The organism is Geomonas ferrireducens (genome assembly GCF_004917065.1).
Lineage (GTDB): Bacteria > Desulfobacterota > Desulfuromonadia > Geobacterales > Geobacteraceae > Geomonas > Geomonas ferrireducens.
In genome coordinates this window covers 1,246,831-1,263,531 of record NZ_SSYA01000001.1, presented here as the reverse complement: position 1 = coordinate 1,263,531, position 16,701 = coordinate 1,246,831, and the positions used below count along the sequence as shown (strand labels likewise).

General features: G+C 56.7%; 14 protein-coding genes. 10 read left to right on the top strand and 4 right to left on the bottom strand.

All coding sequences use genetic code 11. The features are described from left to right. Nucleotides 1-88: 88 nt before the first annotated feature. The 4 genes from gyrB to dnaA form a co-directional block, all read right to left on the bottom strand. Nucleotides 89-2,479 carry a DNA topoisomerase (ATP-hydrolyzing) subunit B gene (gyrB, locus tag E8L22_RS05425; RefSeq protein ID WP_136524187.1) on the bottom strand — a complete coding sequence of 797 codons (2,391 nt, stop codon included), beginning with the start codon at nt 2,477-2,479 and terminating at the stop codon, nt 89-91. 118 nt (nt 2,480-2,597) lie between these two features. Next, nucleotides 2,598-3,692 carry a DNA replication/repair protein RecF gene (gene recF / locus E8L22_RS05420; RefSeq protein WP_136524186.1) on the bottom strand — a complete coding sequence of 365 codons (1,095 nt, stop codon included), beginning with the start codon at nt 3,690-3,692 and terminating at the stop codon, nt 2,598-2,600. 81 nt (nt 3,693-3,773) lie between these two features. Beyond that, nucleotides 3,774-4,892 (bottom strand): DNA polymerase III subunit beta, encoded by a 1,119-nt coding sequence (gene dnaN / locus E8L22_RS05415; protein ID WP_136524185.1) that lies wholly within the window; start codon nt 4,890-4,892, stop codon nt 3,774-3,776. A 219-nt stretch (nt 4,893-5,111) separates the two neighbouring features. Next, nucleotides 5,112-6,503 carry a chromosomal replication initiator protein DnaA gene (dnaA, locus tag E8L22_RS05410; protein ID WP_136524184.1) on the bottom strand — a complete coding sequence of 464 codons (1,392 nt, stop codon included), beginning with the start codon at nt 6,501-6,503 and terminating at the stop codon, nt 5,112-5,114. Nucleotides 6,504-6,787: 284 nt separating this feature from the next. On the opposite strand from dnaA, the gene rpmH reads away from it, so the two are divergent. The 10 genes from rpmH to dapA all read left to right on the top strand — a co-directional run bounded on the left by rpmH (nt 6,788) and on the right by dapA (nt 16,565). Further along, nucleotides 6,788-6,937, top strand: coding sequence for a 50S ribosomal protein L34 (rpmH, locus tag E8L22_RS05405; RefSeq protein ID WP_136524183.1), 150 nt, complete (start codon nt 6,788-6,790; stop codon nt 6,935-6,937). Between the two features lie 8 nt (nt 6,938-6,945). Then, nucleotides 6,946-7,299 (top strand): ribonuclease P protein component, encoded by a 354-nt coding sequence (rnpA, locus tag E8L22_RS05400; protein WP_136524182.1) that lies wholly within the window; start codon nt 6,946-6,948, stop codon nt 7,297-7,299. Next, nucleotides 7,289-7,501 carry a membrane protein insertion efficiency factor YidD gene (gene yidD / locus E8L22_RS05395; protein ID WP_136524181.1) on the top strand — a complete coding sequence of 71 codons (213 nt, stop codon included), beginning with the start codon at nt 7,289-7,291 and terminating at the stop codon, nt 7,499-7,501. The genes rnpA and yidD overlap by 11 nt, the downstream gene beginning before the upstream one ends. Nucleotides 7,502-7,524: 23 nt before the next feature. Next, on the top strand, nt 7,525-9,135 hold the full coding sequence (yidC, locus tag E8L22_RS05390) for a membrane protein insertase YidC (RefSeq protein WP_136524180.1): 1,611 nt from the start codon (nt 7,525-7,527) through the stop codon (nt 9,133-9,135). 18 nt (nt 9,136-9,153) lie between these two features. Next, complete coding sequence (mnmE, locus tag E8L22_RS05385) at nt 9,154-10,521, top strand: tRNA uridine-5-carboxymethylaminomethyl(34) synthesis GTPase MnmE (protein ID WP_136524179.1); 1,368 nt, start codon at nt 9,154-9,156, stop codon at nt 10,519-10,521. Between the two features lie 216 nt (nt 10,522-10,737). After that, nucleotides 10,738-11,013, top strand: coding sequence for a hypothetical protein (locus E8L22_RS05380; protein WP_136524178.1), 276 nt, complete (start codon nt 10,738-10,740; stop codon nt 11,011-11,013). A 362-nt stretch (nt 11,014-11,375) separates the two neighbouring features. Then, nucleotides 11,376-13,250, top strand: coding sequence for a tRNA uridine-5-carboxymethylaminomethyl(34) synthesis enzyme MnmG (gene mnmG, locus E8L22_RS05375; protein WP_136524177.1), 1,875 nt, complete (start codon nt 11,376-11,378; stop codon nt 13,248-13,250). After that, nucleotides 13,247-13,900 (top strand): 16S rRNA (guanine(527)-N(7))-methyltransferase RsmG, encoded by a 654-nt coding sequence (gene rsmG, locus E8L22_RS05370; protein WP_136524176.1) that lies wholly within the window; start codon nt 13,247-13,249, stop codon nt 13,898-13,900. The genes mnmG and rsmG overlap by 4 nt, the downstream gene beginning before the upstream one ends. Before the next feature lie 497 nt (nt 13,901-14,397). Continuing rightward, entirely contained in the window at nt 14,398-15,651 is a 1,254-nt protein-coding gene (lysA, locus tag E8L22_RS05365; protein ID WP_136524175.1) for a diaminopimelate decarboxylase, read from the top strand. Nucleotides 15,652-15,692: 41 nt separating this feature from the next. Then, nucleotides 15,693-16,565 carry a 4-hydroxy-tetrahydrodipicolinate synthase gene (dapA, locus tag E8L22_RS05360; RefSeq protein ID WP_136524174.1) on the top strand — a complete coding sequence of 291 codons (873 nt, stop codon included), beginning with the start codon at nt 15,693-15,695 and terminating at the stop codon, nt 16,563-16,565. Nucleotides 16,566-16,701: the final 136 nt, after the last annotated feature.

Below are 16,701 nucleotides of genomic sequence, written 5' to 3'. Positions count from 1 at the left end.
AATGCCCCGAAATATGCCCTCACAATTGATTTGCAGAGAATATATGCAAAACGCTATCCCTCCCGAAGGGAGGTGAAATTTTTTTTCTTTAAACGTCGAGGTTGGAGACGTTGAGCGCGTTCTGCTCGATGAAGTCGCGGCGCGGCTCGACCTGGTCCCCCATGAGCACGGTGAATATCTCCTCGGCGGCGACCGCGTCCTCGATCTTCACCTGCAGGAGCACCCTGTTCTCCTGGTGCATGGTGGTTTCCCAGAGCTGCTCCGGGTTCATTTCGCCCAGACCTTTGTAGCGCTGGATGTAGAGCCCTTTCTTCGCGCTCTCCATGAACCAGGCAAGGATCTCGCCCTGGCTCTCGCTCTCGAAGATGACCTTGTCTTCCGGTCCCATGATGACGGCGGAGCCCGCTCCCATGAGGGAGCGTACCCTCTTGTAGTTCTCCAGCAGCATGCCGTACTCGTAGGAGTCGAGCACCTCGAAAATCTGCTGGTCGATCTTCACGCGCAGGTTCCCGAAGGCGAACAGCATGCTGTCCGTGTACACCTGGGCGTCGGTCTCGGGGCAGGCCTCCTTCATCTTCGGCAGCAGTGCCGCGAGGTCCGCCATTTCCTCCAGCCCCTGCTTCACGCCGGATTTGAGGAACACGCGCAAGAGCTGGTCGTTGATCCCCTTCTTGACCACCTTGTCCAACAGGTCGTTGAAGTCGATGAGCTGGGTCAGGATTGGGATGATCTGCTTGCCGCGGTAGACGCGCTCGTCGGTCCCCGAGCCGAGCTTCAGAGTCATATCCTCGGTCCCTTCCTCGAGGAGGTAGGCCTGGAGCGCGGCCTCGTTCTTCAGGTACTGCTCCTTCCTGCCGCGCTTGATCTTGTACAGAGGCGGCTGGGCGATGTAGAGGTAGCCGCGCTCGATCAGTTCCATCATCTGGCGGAAGAAGAAGGTGAGCAGAAGGGTAAGGATGTGCGAGCCATCGACGTCCGCATCGGTCATGACGATGATGCGGTGGTAGCGAAGCTTCGCGATGTCGAAGTCTTCCTTGCCGATCGAGGTGCCAAGGGCCGAGATCAGCGTCCTGATCTCCTGGGAGGCGAGCATCTTGTCGAAACGCGCCTTCTCGACGTTGAGGATCTTACCCTTGAGGGGGAGGATCGCCTGGTACTTTCGGTCGCGCCCCTGCTTCGCAGAGCCACCTGCGGAGTCACCCTCGACGAGGAAGAGTTCGCAAAGCGCCGGGTCCTTCTCCTGGCAGTCGGCGAGCTTGCCCGGAAGCGTCCCCACCTCGAGCGCCCCCTTCCTGCGGGTCAGCTCACGCGCCTTCCTGGCCGCCTCGCGGGCACGCGCCGCGTCGATGGATTTTTCCAGGATCTTTCTCGCCATCGCCGGGTTCTCTTCCAGGTACATCGCGAGCTTCTCGTTCATCAGGGTCTCGACGTACCCTTTCACCTCGGAGTTGCCGAGCTTGGTCTTCGTCTGCCCCTCGAACTGCGGCTGGGAGATCTTCACCGAGATGACCGCGGTGAGCCCCTCCCTCAGGTCGTCACCGGAGATGGCAACCTTCACGTTCTTCAAGAGGTTGTTCGCCGTGGCGTAGTTGTTCATGGTACGGGTGAGCGACGCCTTGAAGCCGATCAGGTGCGTCCCCCCCTCGTGGGTGTTGATGTTGTTGGCGAAGGAGAAGACCTTCTCGTCGTACGAGTCGTTGTACTGCATGGCGATCTCGATATCGACGCCGCTTTTCTCACCCTTGATGTAGATCGGCTCCGGGTTGACCAGGTTCTTGTTCTTGTTCAGATACTCGACGAAGCTCCTGATGCCCCCCTCGTAGAAGAAGTCGTGGTCCTTCTCGGTCCGCTCGTCGTGGATCTTGATGCGCACGCCTGCGTTCAGGAAGGCGAGCTCCCTGAGCCTCTTCGAGAGGATGTCGAAGGAGAACTCGGTGGTCTCGAAGATATCACCGTCGGGGAGGAAGGTGATCTTGGTGCCGCGCTTCTTGGTCTCGCCGGTGATGGCGAGCGGCGCCTGGGGCACGCCCTTGCGGTAGCTCTGGGTGTAGATGTTCCCGTTTCTCCGGATCTCCAGCTCGAGCTTGGTGGAAAGCGCGTTGACGACCGAGCTACCCACGCCGTGCAGGCCGCCGGAAACCTTGTAGGAGGAGTTGTCGAACTTGCCGCCCGCGTGCAGCACGGTGAGGACGACCTCAGCAGCGCTTCTTCCCTCGGTCGGGTGCATGTCGGTCGGGATACCGCGGCCGTTGTCCTCGACGGTAACCGACCCGTCCAGGTGGATGGTGACCTGTACGGCATCGCAGTAACCTGCCAGCGCCTCGTCGATGGCGTTGTCCACCAGTTCGTAAACCAGGTGGTGCAGACCCTGAGCAGCGGTGGAACCGATGTACATGGCCGGACGCTTTCTTACCGCTTCCAGTCCTTCGAGAATCTGGATCTTATCCGCCCCGTAATCGCTTTGTTCTTCTGAGCTCATCGTTACCTCTTTCAAGAAATTTCAGTTAACCAATTCCCTCCCTCGCCTGCGGACCGAAGCCCTATGGTGGGCGTAGGCCCGGAGTGGGAGGGCAGGGAGGGGGATGCTTTTTAGACAGCTACTGCAAAATGCTTCCTTCCTTGATCCGGAAGGTCCTGTTCTCTTCCATCTCCTCGATCGCCACGTTGGCAAGCGAGGTCGTGGTGATGAAGACCTGCATTTCCCTTTTCTTCAGGAAATCCATGAGGTTCCTGTTGCGCTCCCGGTCGAGCTCGCTCGTCATGTCATCAAGAAGGAGCACCGGAGGCGCCTCGAAACATCTCGTTATGTACTCGATCTCTGCCATCTTGAGGGCCAGTACGAAGGAGCGCTGCTGTCCCTGCGAGGCGAAGTGACGTGCCGAGCGGCCGTTCAAACCGAAGTAGAGGTCGTCACGGTGCGGTCCGATGGCGGTGGACATGCGCCTCCTTTCCTCGGCCGCGTGTGCCTTCAGGGCATCGGCGAGTGCTGCCGCGGGATCGCGAAGGAAGGCTTCCTCGTTCACACCGTGCAGCCGGTACTCTATCTGCACCGTCTCGTCGTTGCCGGAGATCTCGCTGTAGAACCCCTGCAACAGCTTTCCTATCTCGCTGAGGTACGCCTTTCTTCTCTCGATCACGAGCTGCGCGGCCTGGATCAACTGCTCGGTCCAGACCTCGATCCCGGAACCTTCGCCGATCTTCAGGAGGGCGTTCCGGTTCTTAAGGATCTTCGAATAATCGTGAAACGCCGACAGGTAACTGAGATCGCAGGTGAATACCGCACGGTCCAGATACCTGCGCCGCAAATCGGGTCCCCCGCGCACCATGGAGATCTCCTCCGGCGTGAAGAGGACCACGTTCAGGTTGCCGAAGAAATCGTCCAGGCGCGTCGCGAGCTTGCTGTCTATCTTCGCCTTCTTGCCCTGCTTCTCCAAAAGGACCGCGATTTCGCGTGTGACGCGGTCCCGCTCGACCGATCCCTTCACCAGGGCAAACTCCGAGCCGAACGTGATCAGCTCGACGTTTTTCGCCTGCTTGAATGACTTCATCGTCGCAAGGAGGTAAATCGATTCCAGCAGGTTGGTCTTGCCCTGGCCGTTGTTGCCGTAGAAAACGTTGAACTTCTTGCCAGGAGCAAGTTCCAAGTTTTGCAGGTTACGGAAGGAAGCAAGTTTGAGTTTTATCAGTTTCATCAGGGCCTTAACACAGCCTGTCTAGTTCCCACTCCTCCATCATCACAACATTAACGCGCACTTGCAGCGGTGGGGGAGGTACTACAGCCGCATCGGCATGATGACCGCCAGGAATTCCTCGCTCTCCACCGCTTTCATGATCACCGGGGAAAGCTCGTCCTTGAGCTTCAGCTCAACCTCGCGCTGCTCCATGACGGAGAGGACGTCGATCAGGTACTTGGCGTTGAAGCGTGCAGAGATGTTGTTGCCGTCGTAATCGATCTCGATCTCCTCGCGCGCCTCGCCGAGCTCCGGGTTGCTGGAGGAGATGATGACCTGCTCGGGGCTCACGTCGATCTTCACCCCTTTGAACTTCTCGCTGGAGAGGATCGACATCCTCTTCAGGGAATGGAGGAACTTATCCCGGCTGATCTGCACGATGCGGTCGTTGCTCATCGGGATGACCTTTGTGTAGTCCGGGAACTCGCCGTCGATGAGTCGCATCACCACTACGGTGTTCCCCTTTTTGATCACCGCGCTGTTGTCCATGAAGCCGAGCATGATCTCGCCGTCTTCCTCTTCGACCATCTTCTTCAACTCGAAGATACCCTTCTTCGGGAAAATGACCCCCTTGGAGAGCTCTGCGGTGATGTTGCCGTTGATCGCCTTCTGGGAAACGGAAAGACGGTGGCCGTCCGTGGCGACCATCTTGAGGACGTTGGCGCCGTTCTCCTCGAACGCCTTGATGAAGACACCGTTCAGGTTGTACTTGGTCTCGTCATAGCAGATGGCGTAGGACGTCTTCTCGATCATGTTTGCGAGGATCTCGTTCTTGAAGATCAGGAAGTTCTCCTCCTTCACCTTGGGGAAGTAGGGGAATTCCTCGGAGGAGAGACCGACGATGTTGAAGCGGGCCTTGCCGCAGGTGATCTCCACCCAGTCGTTGTCCTTGGTGGTGAAGAGGATCTCTTCGTCCGGCATCTCCTTGACGATCTCGTAAAGCTTCTTGGCGGAGACGGTGATCTTCCCTTCGCGGATTACCTTGGTCGGGTAGGAGCTCTTCATGCCGACTTCGAGGTCAGTGGCTGTGATGAAGAGCTGGTCGTTTTGGACTTCGAGCAGGGCATTGGAGAGAATGGGCATGGTGTTGCGCTTTTCTACGATACCCTGGATTCTCTGGAGGGCTTTCATAAAAATCTCTTTGCTGATTCTGAATTCCATGTCTTCTCTCCGGTTCTGTTTTTATTATTATGTTTATAAATAATGATCGTAGTAGTAGATAGTGTCCTGTTGATACTGTGGACAACCCTGCTTACCCTTTGAAAGTGCTGCGTTTTCGCCTCTGGAAATCGTGCGGGAAAACTTCAGTCGTTTTTCCAGTTTCTGCACAGCTTTTTTTGACAGGGCTTTATCCCGCCGGGTTATGCACAGTTTTCCCCGCTAAGTGAACAGCTTTTTCTTGATATCTTCCACAGTCGCTTTCAGGTCCGCGTCGGCCGCCAACTGCTTCTCGATCTTCTTCACCGAGTGGATGATGGTCGAGTGATCCTTCCCCCCGAACTTCTCACCGATCTCCGGATAGGACGCCTTGGTGAGCTCCCGGCATATATATATGGCGATCTGGCGCGGCACCACGAGCGTCTTGACGCGTTTGTCCGATTTGAGCTCCGAGAGCTTGATGCGGAAGTGTTCCGCCACCGTCTTCTGGATCATCTCAACGGATATGTCGCGGGTCTTCTCGACGATGATGTCCTTCATCACCTCTTTGGCCATGCCGAGGGTGATCTCCTGGCCGGTGAGGCTCGCGAAGGCCTCCAGGCGGATCAGCATCCCCTCAAGCTCGCGGATGTTGCTAGTCGCCCCTTCGGCGAGGAAGAGCGCCACGTCGTCCGGAAGGTTTACCGCGTGCATGTCCGACTTCTTCTTGAGAATGGCGACCTTGGTTTCCACGCCCGGCGGCTGGATGTCCGCGATGAGACCCCACTCGAAGCGCGATCTCAGGCGCTCTTCCAGACCGGGGATGTCCTTCGGGAACTTGTCCGAGGTCACCACGATCTGCTTGTGCGACTCGTAGAGCGCGTTGAAGGTGTGGAAGAACTCTTCCTGGGTCGCTTCTTTTCCCGCCATGAACTGGATGTCGTCGATGAGCAGCAGGTCCATTTTCCTGAACTTGTTGCGGAACTCGTCCATCTTCTTGTAACGCAGCGAGTTGATCATCTCGTTCATGAACTTCTCGGACGAGTAGTAGCAGATCTTCGCCTTAGGGTTCTTGGCCAGGATCTGGTTCCCGATCGCGTTCACGAGGTGCGTCTTGCCCAGACCCACGCCGCCGTAGATGAACAGAGGGTTGTAGTTCGTGGCCGGCTTGTTCGCCACCGCCTGTGAAGCGGCATAGGCGAACTGGTTGCTCGGCCCCGAGACGAAGGACTCGAAGGTGTACTTGGAGTTGAGGTTAGGGACGAGATCGTTCTTCTTGTCCTTCACCGGCTCTTTATCCTTTTCCCTTTCTTTGTCCTGCTCCTTCTCTTTATCCTTTTCCTTCCCCTTTGCCTTCGGTTCCTTTTCCACCTTAGGTTCGGCGGACTCCGGCTGGGGGTCGGCGACGTGGAACTCTATGTGGTAGTTCTTCGAGGTGATCGCGGAGAGAACTTCCTTGATCATGGAGAGGTACTTCTCGGTAACCCATTTCTGAAAGAAGACGCTCGGTACTTCGATGACTACGGTGTCGGCTGTGGCGCCGAGAAACTTCAACGGCTCGATCCAGGTCGTGTAAGTCTGTTCCGTTAATACTTGTTTCAGATTTGCCTGGGCTTCCAGCCAAATGTTTTCCATGGAGAGAGGCCTTTTTTTTCACTGTTTTTAAACAGCTTTATCAACAACTGTTGATAAGAAATAAGATAGGTAATTTCAGAGGCTTATCGAATTTTAAACAGTCTAAGCCTATGTTAATTTTTTTAGCGTGTCAAAATAACATGCCGTCCCCTTTGTTGGCAAGGCAAAACTTGACGCAGGGATTGGCTCTGGAAAAAGCCCTTGACAAGAATTGGCGTTTATGTTTAAGTTCGACACTTGCCTTTAAAAGCATTGTTACCTCAAGACTTAAGGAGTAGATAAAGATGAAAAGAACCTACCAGCCGAGCAATACCTCCAGGAAGAGGACCCACGGCTTCCTCGTTCGCATGTCCACCAAGAACGGCCGTCTCGTCATCAAGAGGAGAAGGGCTAAAGGGCGCAAGCGCCTTTCCGTAGGCATCGCTACCAAGTAATCTACTTTTTGTCCTGCTCGGATTTTCCCAAAGCTGAACGCCTGCGCAGACGCCCTGAGTTCCTGCAGTTCAATGACGGCGCATCGAAGATGCATACGCCGCATTTTTTGCTGTTATGGAAAGTGAAGGATGGTGGCGTCACGAGGGTTGGGTTTACCGCTAGCAAGAAGGTGGGTAACGCCGTAGCCAGAAACTTCATCAAGCGAAGGCTGCGGGAGTTTTACAGGCAGAACAAGTCTCTTTTCATCTTGGCTGACTTCAACATCGTTGCCAAGAAAGGGGCGGACTTGCTTGACTTTCACCAGATCTCAACCGAGCTCGCAGCCGCCTTCGGGCGGCTGCGTAAAAAACATGGTCACTAGCACACTCAAAGGCCTTGTCGTTCTTTATCAGAGATTCATATCTCCGCTCAAGGCCCCATCCTGCCGTTTTTACCCCACCTGTTCGCATTACTCCTTACAAGCATTGGAAAAATACGGCCCTATGAAAGGGTTGTGGCTGACGGCAGTGCGCATTCTGAAATGCCACCCGTTTCACCCGGGCGGTTACGATCCGGTAAAATAGTCTAGTCTCTCCAGGAGCATATAATGGAAAAACGTCTTATCGTAGCGATACTGCTCTCCATCGGGGTCCTGTACGCTTATACCTTTGTCTTTCCTCCCGCGAAGCCTGCACCCACCGGTAACGTAGCCAAGCAGGGGACTGTCAGTTCCGCTACGGTAGCCACCGCAGCTACTGCCGCGGCACCGCAAGCTGCACCGACTGCTCCCATCGCAGTTCCCTCGCAGCCTGCTTCCACCGCGCGTGACATCACCGTCGACACCGACCTCTACAGCGCGGTCTTCTCCACCCAAGGTGCCGGTCTGAAAAAGTTCGTCCTTAAGAAGTACAAGGACGTTGCCGGGGCAAAGGGTAAGGGGATCGTTCTCGTTGACGAGATAGCCGCCAACCGCTTCAGCCTCCTGAGCGACTCCCGCGAGCTCGGTTTGAATCCGAACTCTATGTATGCCGTAGCAGGCAATGATCTCCAGTTGACCAACGGCAACAAGGGGACCCTAGAATTCAGTACGACGACTCCGCAAGGCGTCGTGTTCAAGAAGACCTACACCTTCTCCGGCGATTCCTACCGGATCGACCTGGTGGAGCAGGTTCAGAATGCCGGTGCCGCTCAGGTATCCGGTGCACTGCACCTGCTGCAGAACGCACGTGTCGTTGACCAGAAGGCCGGCGGGGGGCGCTACGAGGTCTACGGCCCCTCCACGCTCACCGACAATGCTGTCAAGAGCGAGAAGCTCGACAACCTGCTCAAGGCCCCGGTGCAATTCGACAAGGGTGTTCTCTGGTCCGCCTTCGCCGACAAGTACTTCATGGACAGCGTCATCGCTGAGAAGGGGAGCATCGCGCAGGTGCGTCTCTCCCGTCCCGGCAGCGACTCCATGCTGAGGGATATCGTATCTCCTGCCGTCAGCGTCGCCCCCGGGCAGAGTGCTTCCGTCAGCTACGCGCTCTACTACGGCCCGAAGGATCTCGACATCCTGAAGGCGCAGGGGAGCAGGCTCGAAGAGGTGATCGATTACGGCTGGTTCGCAGCCATCGCGAAGCCGCTCGTGGTCTTCCTCAAGTTCCTTTACAAGTACACCGGCAACTACGGCATCGCCATCATCATCATCACCTGCATCCTGAAGGCGCTGTTCTTCCCGCTCACGCACAAGAGCTACAAGTCCATGAAGGACATGCAGAAGATCCAGCCCAAGATGAACGAGCTGAAAGAGAAGCACAAGAACGATCGCGACGCGATGAACCGCGCCGTGATGGAACTGTACAAGACCCACAAGGTCAACCCGCTGGGTGGCTGCCTCCCGATGGTGGTTCAGATCCCGGTGTTCTTCGGCCTGTACCGTGCGCTCATGTACTCCATCGAGCTCAGGCACGCGCCGTTCTACCTCTGGATCACCGACCTTTCCGCTAAGGACCCGTACTACGTGACCCCGCTCATCATGGGCGCCACCATGTTCATCCAGCAGAAGATGACACCGACCAACATGGATCCGGTCCAGGCGAAGATGATGCTGATGCTTCCCGTGGTCTTCACCTTCATGTTCCTGAATTTCCCGTCCGGCCTCGTTATCTACTGGCTGGTGAACAACGTGCTTACCATCGCGCAGCAGATGTACATCAACAAGACGGTAACGGACTAGCACTAAACGGATACGACAATGTATGTACGCGACACAATCGCAGCAATCAGCACAGCGGTAGGTGAGGGGGGTATCGGGATCGTAAGGATCAGCGGCCCTGCCTCCCTGCCGATCGCCGAGAGCATCTTCAAAGCTAAGTCGAACGGTGGCCTAAAAAGCCACCGTTTTTCTTATGGCGCTGTGGTAACTCCGCAAACTGGCGACCTGGTCGACGAGGCCATGGTCGTCTATATGAAGACGCCCAATTCCTATACAAGGGAAGACGTGGTCGAGATACAGTGCCACGGTGGCACTCTCGTCGTTTCCAGGATCCTCAATCTCGTGATCAGTGAAGGGGCACGTCTGGCGGAACCCGGCGAATTCACCAAGCGCGCTTTCCTGAATGGGCGGATCGATCTGGTACAGGCGGAAGCCGTAATGGACGTCATATCCAGCCGGACCGATGCCTCCCTGGCACTTGCTCAACACCAGCGCGAAGGGCTCTTGTCCAAACGGATCGCTACGGTGAAGGACGGGATTGTCTATGCCTTGGCCTACGTAGAGGCACTTATCGACTTTCCGGAAGACGACGTCGATGTTGCCGTTGAGACCGATGTTCTCGGCAAAGTAACGCCGGCACTGGCTGAATTGGACTCATTGATAGAGGGGTTTGACGAGGGGAGGGTGCTGCGCGACGGGGTTTCGGTCGTCATCGCAGGCAAGCCGAACGTAGGGAAGTCCAGTCTCCTCAATACCCTCTTGAAGGAAAAACGGGCCATCGTCACTTCGGTACCGGGCACTACCAGGGACCTGATAGAAGAGGTGGTCAACATAAACGGCTTGCCCGTCAAACTGCTCGATACTGCCGGCATCCGCGAGTCGGATGATCAGGTTGAGCAGGAAGGCGTACGGCTGTCTCTGGACCGCATACCGAGGGCCGACTTGGTTCTTTTCGTCATCGACGGCTCCGCACCATTTGATGAAGACGATGCGACCATTCTTCGTGCCATCGGTGCTAAGAGTTGTATCGTGGTAGAGAACAAGTCTGATCTGCCATCGGTGGCTGTGCTCCCGTCAGATTTCTCCGCGCCCGTGGTGACCATCTCCACGCATACCGGGTCCGGTGTTCCTTCCTTGCGCGATGCGATCACCAATGCTTTCATGCATGGTCACGCGATAGACAGCCGCGAGTATGTTGCAGTCTCCAAGGCGCGGCACCGGGATTCGCTGCTTAAGGCCCGTACCTCGTTGCGCTCCTTCGTCAGCAATCTTGAAGCTTGTATGAATCTGGAGGTTCTCCCTATAGACTTGCGCGATGCGCTCGACGCAGTAGGCGAGGTGACCGGGGAGACTACTGCGGACGACATTCTCGATAGGATCTTCTCGAGCTTCTGTATTGGGAAGTAGGGGCACAGATCTTCGCTGATGTTTCACGTGAAACAGTTTTGCTTTTCAACGAAACTATAATGGCTTACGCTGGTTCTGACTGTTTACGTAGGTGCGGTGGTATCCTTGCTCTCGTGGGAAGAGCCTGGACTGCGGCACCTGGTTCTCCCGCTAGTTCACCGAGGTGACGAGTCGCCGGTCGGGTTGGACGAGTTATTGGTCGCGCAGGATGAGTCATTGGTTGCGCCGGACGAGTCGTTGAACGCACCGGATGAGTCGTTGGACGTACCGGACGACTCGTTGAACGCACCGGACGACTCGTTGAACGCACCGGACGACTCGTTGAACGCACCGGACGAGTCGTTGGACTCACCTGACGAGTCGTTGGACGCATCCGACGAGTCGTTGGACGCATCCGACGAGTCGTTGGACGCATCCGACGAGTCGTTGATCGCACTGGATGAGTCGTTGATCGCACCGGATGAGTCGTTGATCGCACCGGATGAGTCGTAGATCGCACCGGATGAGTCGTAGATCGCACCGGATGAGTCGTTGGACGCACCGGATGAGTCGTTGGACGCACCGGATGAGTCGTTGGATGCACCGGATGAGTCGTTGGATGCACCGGATGAGTCGTTGGACGCACCGGATGAGTCGTTGGACGCATCCGACGAGTCGTTGACTGTTCCGTATAAGTCGTTAGTCGGTATATGAGGCTGTTGTTTTTGGTAATGTTGGGCAACACCCTGAGTATACAGGTATTTTTAGTATTGTTTCACGTGGAACATGCATCGGGATCAGTAGCATCCCTGTTGAGGGGACCCTGCCGCTTCGTAATGCGTTCCTAAGGCTCAAACTGCGAATGGAGTAAGGTTTTGATAGTTTACGACAAGAAATATGACGTGATTGTGGTCGGCGCGGGACACGCCGGGTGCGAGGCTGCGCTCGCTGCTGCCAGGATGGGGCAGTCTACCCTTATGCTCACCATCAACCTGGACGCCATCGCCCTCATGTCCTGCAACCCGGCCATCGGCGGTTTGGCGAAAGGTCACCTGGTCAAGGAAATCGACGCCCTTGGTGGTGAGATGGGGCGCAACATCGACGCGACCGGTATCCAGTTCCGCGTGCTGAACACGAAGAAAGGACCTGCCGTCCGCGCTTCGCGTGCCCAGGCCGACAAGCAGATGTACCGTCTGCGTATGAAGCACGTCATGGAGCAGCAGGATGACCTCGATCTCAAACAGGTCGAGGTGACCGGACTGGTAATAGAGGACGGCGCGGTGGTCGGCGTGGATACCAAGGGCGGCGTCCGCTTCATGGGCAATACGGTCGTTCTCACCACCGGTACCTTCATGCGCGGCCTCATTCATATCGGCTTGATCCATTACCCGGGCGGCAGGGCAGGGGACCTACCCTCCATCGGCCTGTCCGACGGACTGAAAGATTATGGTTTCGACGTGGGCCGTCTGAAAACCGGTACCCCTGCGCGCCTCGACGGCAGAACCATCGACTTCGATAGGCTCGAGAAGCAGTACGGCGACGAGAACCCGGTGCCGTTCTCGTTCTCGACCGAGAGAATCGAACAGAGCCAGGTTCCCTGCCACATCGCTTATACCAACGAGCGCTCCCACGAGATCATCCGTAGCGGTCTCGACCGCTCCCCGCTCTATGCCGGTATCATCGAGGGGATCGGGCCGCGCTACTGCCCATCCATCGAGGATAAGGTCGTGCGCTTCCCGGACAAGGACCGTCACCAAACCTTCATTGAGCCGGAGGGGCGTGAGACCGTCGAAGTTTACCCCAGCGGTATGTCCACCTCGCTTCCAATCGACATACAATGGGCTTTCTATCGGAGCATAGAAGGCCTCGAGCGCGTCGAGATCATGCGCCCGGCCTACGCGATCGAGTACGACTACGTCAACCCGATCCAGCTGCACGCCTCGCTGGAAACGAAGCTGGTACACAACCTCTACCATGCCGGTCAGATCAACGGGACGTCCGGTTACGAGGAGGCGGCTGCCCAGGGACTCATGGCCGGCATCAACGCCGCCCTTCGGGTCCAGGGAAAAGAGCCGCTGGTTCTGGGCCGCAGCGAAGCCTATATCGGTGTGATGATCGACGATCTGGTCACCCTCGGCACGAAAGAGCCGTATCGTATGTTCACCTCCCGTGCGGAATACCGCCTGCTGCTGCGCGAGGACAACGCGGATTTGCGCCTGAGGGAGAAGGGGCACGAGATCGGTTTGGTGCCTGAGTTCCTCTACAACTCTTTCCTGGCAAAGAAAGAGCTGATCGATACCGAACTTGCGCGCCTATCCAGGGAAAGGCTGGCGCCGTCCGCTGCGGGTGAGGAATTGCTTGAGGAATGGGGGCTGGTCGGCATGCAGAATGCCATCAGCTATGAGCAGTTGCTGCGCCGTCCCGAGTTCACCTGTCAGGACCTCTCGCGCATCTACCCGGAGATCATGGAGCTGCCAGAACAGGTACGCGAGCAGATCGAAATCCAGATCAAGTATCAGGGCTATATTCAGCGCCAGCTCGAGCAGGTGGAGCGCTCCGCCAAACTGGAGACGACAAAGATCCCTGCCGACATGGATTACGGCAGTGTCTCCGGCCTATCCACCGAGGTGCGGGAGAAGCTGGTGAAGTTCCGTCCGGACACCCTGGGCCAGGCTTCCCGCATCCCCGGCATCACTCCTGCGGGCATCACCATCCTTTCCATTGCGCTTAAGGCGAGGTACGGCCGATGAACGAGCGCGCCAGGGATTTCCTGAAAAAAGGGGCCGCGGAACTGGGTATCGAGCTCACTGCTGCGCAGTTGAAGAGCCTGGACCTTTTCGCGGAGGAGCTGAAAAAGTGGAATCGCAAGATCAATCTGACCGCGATAACCGATGACGAAGGGATTGCGGTGAAGCACCTTGTAGACTCGCTCAGCCTTTTGAAGGTGGTGCGCGGACCGGCACGTATGCTTGATATCGGTTCCGGCGGAGGATTTCCTGGTATCCCGGTGAAGGTGGTGCACCCCGATCTGGCCATCGTGTCAGTTGATGCAGTGGTGAAAAAGATCAGCTTTCAGAAACAGGCGGTGCGTCTGCTGGGTTTCCAATCTTTCGATGCGCTTCATGTCCGGGCGGAAACGCTCGCCGCCGACTACCCCGACTATTTCGACTGGGTCGTCTCCCGCGCCTTTTCGGATATACCTTCCTTCGTTGCCATGGCGCTGCCGGTCCTGAAGCCGGAAGGACGCATCGTCGCCATGAAGGGAAAGAACGCAGCCGAAGAGGTGTCGGCCGCTGAAGAGGAACTGCAGAAACTCGGAGCCAGGGTCGAGTCGGTGCTCGATTTCAATCTCCCTTGCTCTGGAGACGCCAGATCGCTGGTAATGATTGTTAAGAAATAGTTAATTTTTACCGATTTCTTTGTAAGCGAGCAAAAAGGGGTTTTTTAGGGGTTGTGCTTGCAGGGAAAGGTCAGTGTTTGTCTTGTGGCGAGATCGCCTGTTTTTGGTGCCAAATTTAAAGCCTAAATTTTGTGCAAATTGATCGGAACCGGCGACATCCGAGGTGCCGATTGCGAATCTTCACCTCGAGCCCGTCCGGGTCTGCAGACCGTAATCGCACAATTAGGATAAACTCACATAGGGGTGGTGAGTGTTGTGAGAAGAGGAACACAAGAGTAGGGAGTGAGGAACCGGAGAGGGAATGGTGAGAGAGTCCTTTTGAAGAAGGTATGATCTCGTCGAACCAATGTCCGCTCGACGAAACCGACAAAAAGACCCACTGACAACAAGGGAATACGGCAAAGCATTATTTTGACTTTTTGACGGTTTATATGTTAGAAATAAAAACTTTTTTTGTTTACGACGGCAACTTCACCTCAACAGAAGGGGGATGACTTATGCATCACTTTCAGTACAAAGGTGACGAGCTCTTCGCAGAAGAGGTCGCGATCAAAGATATCGTTGCTGAAGTAGGAAGCCCTGTTTACGTCTACTCCAGGGCAACTCTGGAGCGTCATTTCAAGGCGATGGACGACGCCTTTGCCGGTGCGCCTCACACGATCTGCTACTCGGTGAAGGCCAACTCCAACCTTGCCGTCCTCAAGACCTTCGTAAATCTCGGCGGTGGTGTGGACATCGTCTCGGGCGGGGAACTGTACCGGGCGCTGGCCGTCGGCGTCGATCCTAAAAAAGTGGTTTATTCCGGCGTGGGGAAAAGAGACGACGAGATCGCCTACGCCTTGAAAACCGGCATCCTGATGTTCAACGTGGAGTCGGAGCAGGAACTCGACCGGATCAACGAGGTGGCGGGGCGCCTGAACAAAAAGGCCGGCATCGCCATCCGCGTCAATCCGGACGTCGACCCGGAAACCCATCCCTATATCACCACGGGACTGAAGAAGGCCAAGTTCGGTATCAACATCGAGCGCGCCCTTGGGCAGTACCAGCGCGCCAAGAGCATGAATAACCTGGAGATCCTGGGCATCGACTGTCACATCGGCAGCCAGCTCACCAAGGTTTCTCCTTTTGTCGACGCCATCAAGAAACTGAAGCGCCTTTTAGAAGGCGTCAGGGACATGGGCATCGACGTGAAGTACCTTGACCTGGGTGGCGGCCTCGGCATCCAGTACAACGATGAAGCGCCGCCGCTTCCCGCAGACTACGGTTCCTCGATAATCGAGGAGACCAAAGACCTCGGGTTGCATCTGCTCTTCGAGCCAGGGAGGAACCTAGTAGGCAACGCCGGCATTCTTGTCGGCAGATGCCTCTACACTAAACAGGGCGAGGAAAAGAACTTCGTCATCGTCGACGCGGGGATGAATGATCTGGCCCGGCCTGCGCTGTACGGTTCCTTCCACGGCGTCCGTCCGGTGGTGAGAAACCAAAGCGGGGTCATCGAAGGTGACATCGTCGGTCCGATCTGCGAATCCGGCGACTTCCTGGTCAAGGACCGGGAGATCCCGAATTTCCAGCCCGGTGACCTGATCGCGTTCATGTCTGCCGGCGCTTACGGCTTCACCATGAGCAGCAACTACAACAGCCGCCCGCGGGTGGCCGAAGTGATGGTCGACGGAAAGAGATTCGAAGTGGTGCGAGAGCGAGAGACCCTGGCTGATCTGGTCAAGGGCGAGAGCGTCCCCACTTTCCTTTAAATTCCTAAATCTATCGGATAGTTACCATAAGGAGGTAGCCCATGTTTCACGGAAGTATCGTAGCGATCGTAACACCGTTCAACAACCACGCGGTGGACGAAGAAAAACTGAGGGAACTGGTCGAGTTCCAGATTGCCAACGGAACCGACGCCATCGTGCCGTGCGGCACCACCGGCGAGTCCTCCACCCTGAGCTATGAAGAGCACGACAGGGTCATCCAGATCGTCGTGGAGCAGGTGAACAAGAGGGTCCCGGTCATCGCCGGCACCGGTTCCAATTCCACCCACGAAGCCATCGAGATCACCAAGCACGCCAAGGACCTGGGCGCCGATGGCGCGCTGCTGGTAACCCCTTACTACAATAAGCCTTCCCAGGAAGGTCTCTACCGCCACTACAAGGCGGTGGCCGACGCCGTGGCGTTGCCGCAGATCCTCTACAACGTACCGGGACGTACCGGCGTGAACCTCCTCCCTGAGACCGTTGCGCGCCTTGCCGAGCACTCCAACATCGTCGCCATCAAGGAGGCAACCGGCTCGCTGCAGCAGGCCTCCGAGGTGCTCGCACTTTGCGGCGACAAGCTCGACGTGCTCTCCGGTGACGACTTCATCACTCTTCCCATGATGGCCGCAGGCGCCAAGGGGGTCATCTCGGTGACCGCCAACATCATGCCGAAGGAAGTCTCCGCGCTGGTCGATGCCTTCAACGCCGGGAACATGGAAGAGGCGAGGAGGCTGCACCTGTACCTGCTGAAGATCTCAAATGCGATGTTCATCGAGAGCAACCCGGTGCCGGTAAAGACCGCGGTTTCCCTGATGGGCAAGTGCAGCGACGAAGTACGCCTGCCGCTCGCCCCGCTCATGGAGGCCAACAAGGCGAAGCTCATTTCCATCATGAAGGAATACAAGCTGATCTAACTGACGGATCGGCATTGCCCCTGAGGATCACTCCACGCTCCTCCCCCCGGAGGGGGGAGGTCGGGAGGGGGGATTCTTGCCTGAACGAGCCGCTACGCGCCCCCTCCCTGACCCTCCCCCTCCGGGGGCGGGAAGT

What these genes read in the sequence shown, in the direction of transcription:
- gyrB (WP_136524187.1), bottom strand. Translation starts at nt 2,479, where the DNA reads ATGAGCTCAGAAGAACAAAGCGATTACGGGGCGGATAAGATCCAGATT.
- recF (WP_136524186.1), bottom strand. Translation starts at nt 3,692, where the DNA reads ATGAAACTGATAAAACTCAAACTTGCTTCCTTCCGTAACCTGCAAAAC.
- dnaN (WP_136524185.1), bottom strand. Translation starts at nt 4,892, where the DNA reads ATGGAATTCAGAATCAGCAAAGAGATTTTTATGAAAGCCCTCCAGAGA.
- dnaA (WP_136524184.1), bottom strand. Translation starts at nt 6,503, where the DNA reads ATGGAAAACATTTGGCTGGAAGCCCAGGCAAATCTGAAACAAGTATTA.
- rpmH (WP_136524183.1), top strand. Translation starts at nt 6,788, where the DNA reads ATGAAAAGAACCTACCAGCCGAGCAATACCTCCAGGAAGAGGACCCAC.
- yidD (WP_136524181.1), top strand. Translation starts at nt 7,289, where the DNA reads ATGGTCACTAGCACACTCAAAGGCCTTGTCGTTCTTTATCAGAGATTC.
- yidC (WP_136524180.1), top strand. Translation starts at nt 7,525, where the DNA reads ATGGAAAAACGTCTTATCGTAGCGATACTGCTCTCCATCGGGGTCCTG.
- mnmE (WP_136524179.1), top strand. Translation starts at nt 9,154, where the DNA reads ATGTATGTACGCGACACAATCGCAGCAATCAGCACAGCGGTAGGTGAG.
- rsmG (WP_136524176.1), top strand. Translation starts at nt 13,247, where the DNA reads ATGAACGAGCGCGCCAGGGATTTCCTGAAAAAAGGGGCCGCGGAACTG.
- lysA (WP_136524175.1), top strand. Translation starts at nt 14,398, where the DNA reads ATGCATCACTTTCAGTACAAAGGTGACGAGCTCTTCGCAGAAGAGGTC.
- dapA (WP_136524174.1), top strand. Translation starts at nt 15,693, where the DNA reads ATGTTTCACGGAAGTATCGTAGCGATCGTAACACCGTTCAACAACCAC.